This is a genomic window from Caulobacter sp. P1_B12_2 (assembly GCF_056406675.1).
Genome location: NZ_JBFTZS010000504.1, coordinates 1 through 3,104 on the forward strand (window position 1 = coordinate 1; position 3,104 = coordinate 3,104).

Here is a 3,104-nt window from a genome sequence, read left to right on the forward strand (position 1 = left end):
GCCTTCGCAGGCCGCCCCGTCTTGCGTTTCGATGATCGGTCCGCGCCTTAGCGGGCGAACTTCTGGAACTTGATGCGCTTGGGGATCAGGCTGTCGGCGCCCAGGCGGCGCTTCTTGTCTTCCTCGTACATCTCGAAGTTGCCTTCGAACCATTCGACGTGGCTGTCGCCCTCGAAGGCCAGGATGTGGGTGGCCAGGCGGTCCAGGAACCAGCGATCGTGGGAGATGACCACGGCGCAGCCCGCGAATTCTTCCAGGGCCTCTTCCAGCGCCTGCAAGGTTTCGATGTCCAGGTCGTTGGTCGGTTCGTCGAGCAGCAGCAGGTTGCCGCCGGTGGCCAGGGTCTTGGCCAGGTGGACGCGGTTGCGCTCACCGCCCGACAGCAGGCCGACCTTCTTCTGCTGGTCGCCACCCTTGAAGTTGAAGCTGCCGACATAGGCGCGGGAATTGATCTCGCGCTTGCCGACGATCATCACGTCGGTGCCGCCGCTGATCTCTTCCCAGATGGTCTTGTTGGCGTCCAGCGCGTCACGGCTCTGGTCGACGTACGACAGCTTGACGGTCTCGCCGACCTTGACCGTGCCCTGGTCGGGTTGCTCCCGGCCGGTGATCAGCTTGAACAGCGTCGACTTGCCGGCGCCGTTCGGGCCGATGACGCCGACGATGCCGTTCGGCGGCAGGCGAAACGACAGGTCCTTGAACAGCACCTTGTCGCCGTATTCCTTTTCCAGGCCTTCGACTTCCAGCACCAGGTTGCCCAGGCGCGGGCCGGGCGGGATCTGGATGTGGGCGTGGGTCTGGGCGGCGCGGGCGTTCTCCTGCGCGGCGACCATTTCCTCGTAGCTCGCCAGGCGGGCCTTGGACTTGGACTGACGGGCCTTGGGCGAAGAGCGGACCCATTCCAGTTCGCGGGTCAGGGCGCGCTGGCGGCTGTCGGATTCGGACTGCTCCTGCACGACGCGCTTGGTCTTCTGCTCCAGCCAGCCGGAATAGTTGCCCTCGTAGGGCACGCCCTTGCCGCGATCGAGCTCCAGCGTCCACTTGGTGACCTGATCCAGGAAGTAGCGATCGTGGGTCACCAGGATCACGCAGCCCGGGAAGTTTTCCAGGTGGTGCTGCAGCCAGGCGACCGACTCGGCGTCCAGGTGGTTGGTGGGTTCGTCCAGCAGCATGATGTCGGGCTTGCTGAGCAGCAGGCGGGCCAGGGCGATGCGGCGCTTTTCACCGCCCGACAGGTCTTCGATGCTGGCGTCGTTGGGCGGGCAGCGCAGGGCGTTGATGGCCATCTCGACCTTGGAGTCGATGTCCCACAGGTCGCGGGCGTCGATGATCTCCTGGAGCTTGGTCATCTCCTCCATCAGCTCGTCGGAATAATCCTCGCCGAGCTTGTTGGCGATCTCGTTGTATTTGTCGAAGATCAGCTTGTCTTCGCAGTCGGCGATGACGTTGCCCCAGACGTCCTTGGTCGGGTCCAGCACCGGCTCTTGCGGCAGGTAGCCGCGGCGGATGCCCTCGGCGGCCTTGGCCTCGCCCGAGAACTGGTCGTCCAGGCCGGCCATGATCTTCAGCAGGGTCGACTTGCCCGAGCCGTTGACGCCCACGACGCCGATCTTGGCGTCGGAATAGAACGACAGCCAGATGTTCTCGAAGATCTTCTTGCCGCCGGGGAAAGCCTTGGTCAGGCCCTGCATCTGGAAAATATATTGCTGAGCCATGGGGGGCGTCGGCCTCTTGCGTATCGGATCTGGGGGTCGGGCGCTCAGATAGCCTTCGGGGCGGGATTGCGCAATGTTCCCGGGGCCATTGCCGACCCGACGCCCTCCGCCAAGGCTGGCCGCCGGGGCCCCTCCCGCGCTAAGACCCTCGCGAGGAGCCCGCCACCATGCAGATTGAAAACGACCTCGGCCGGGCCGTGAGGCTCGTCGCGCTCTTGAACCTCGCCTATTTCGGGGTGGAGTTCGGCGTTGCGCTTCATATCGGTTCGGTGTCGCTCCTGGCCGACAGCGTCGATTTTCTCGAGGACGCCGCGGTCAATTTCCTGATCTTCGCCGCGCTGGGCTGGAGCATGCGGCGGCGCGCCCAGGTCGGCATGGCGCTGGCGGGCGTCCTCCTGATCCCCGCCTTGGCGTTCCTCTGGGCGCTGTGGCGCAAGTACGCCGCCCCGGTTCCTCCCGAAGCGATCCCGCTCACGGTGACCGGTGGCGGCGCGTTGATCATCAACCTGTTTTGCGCCTTCACCCTGGCGCGCTTCCGACACCGTTCGGGCAGTCTGACAAAGGCCGCGTTCCTGTCGGCCCGCAATGACGCCTTGGCCAATATCGCGATCATCGCCGCCGGAGGCGTCACCGCATTCACCCGCTCGCCTTGGCCGGACGTCGTCGTCGGCGTGGGTATAGCCGCGATGAACGTCGATGCGGCGAAAGCCGTCTGGACGACGGCGCGCGACGAACACCGAGCCGCGCCAAGGGACGCCCGCCCTTGACCAGACTGGACGCGACCTAACCCTCGCCGCGAGGGAAGGCCGTCACGTGACCGTCGCGCGCCTGTCGGATAGTCGACACGGAACTGTCGGCGCGCTGTCGTCGAGCGCTGTTACCGCAGCTCTCCAAGCCGGCGCCGCTCCCCCTGAGCGCCGGCGTGGGGATCCAAACCATGAAACGACACCTGATGCTGGGCGGGGCCTTGTGCGCCTTGCTGTCGGCCACGCCGCTCCTCGCCCTGGCCGCCGAGCCCATGGCCGCCGCCGCGCCCGCTGATGCGGTTCCCGCCGACGCCAACGAAGTCGACGCCGTCATCGTGCTGGGCCAGGGCCAGAGCCGCCAGGTCCAGACCATCACCACCAGCCAGATCGAAGTGCTGGCCGCCGGTTCCAGCCCGCTGCGCGCCATCGAAAAGCTGCCGGGCGTCAGCTTCCAGTCGGCCGACGCCTTCGGCGCCTACGAGTGGTCCACCCGCGTCGCCATCCGCGGCTTCGACCAGAGCCGCCTGGGCTTCACCCTGGACGGCGTGCCGCTGGGCGACATGAGCTACGGCAATTACAACGGCCTGCACATCAGCCGCGCCGTCACCAGCGAGGACCTGGGCAAGGTCGAGCTGGCCCAGGG

The 3,104-nt window shown here is 66.4% G+C and carries 3 protein-coding genes; 2 read left to right on the top strand and 1 reads right to left on the bottom strand.

The window, feature by feature from the left end:
* Positions 1 to 47: 47 nt before the first annotated feature.
* Positions 48 to 1,715 (bottom strand): energy-dependent translational throttle protein EttA, encoded by a 1,668-nt coding sequence (ettA, locus tag AC1DZ6_RS22290; RefSeq protein ID WP_477099307.1) that lies wholly within the window; start codon positions 1,713 to 1,715, stop codon positions 48 to 50.
* A 167-nt stretch (positions 1,716 to 1,882) separates the two neighbouring features.
* Here ettA and AC1DZ6_RS22295 point away from each other — a divergent pair, with 167 nt between their 5' ends.
* On the top strand, positions 1,883 to 2,482 hold the full coding sequence (locus AC1DZ6_RS22295; protein WP_477099308.1) for a cation efflux transmembrane domain-containing protein: 600 nt from the start codon (positions 1,883 to 1,885) through the stop codon (positions 2,480 to 2,482).
* 170 nt (positions 2,483 to 2,652) lie between these two features.
* Positions 2,653 to 3,104: TonB-dependent receptor plug domain-containing protein (locus AC1DZ6_RS22300; protein ID WP_477099309.1), on the top strand; the 452-nt coding region annotated here is incomplete at its 3' end.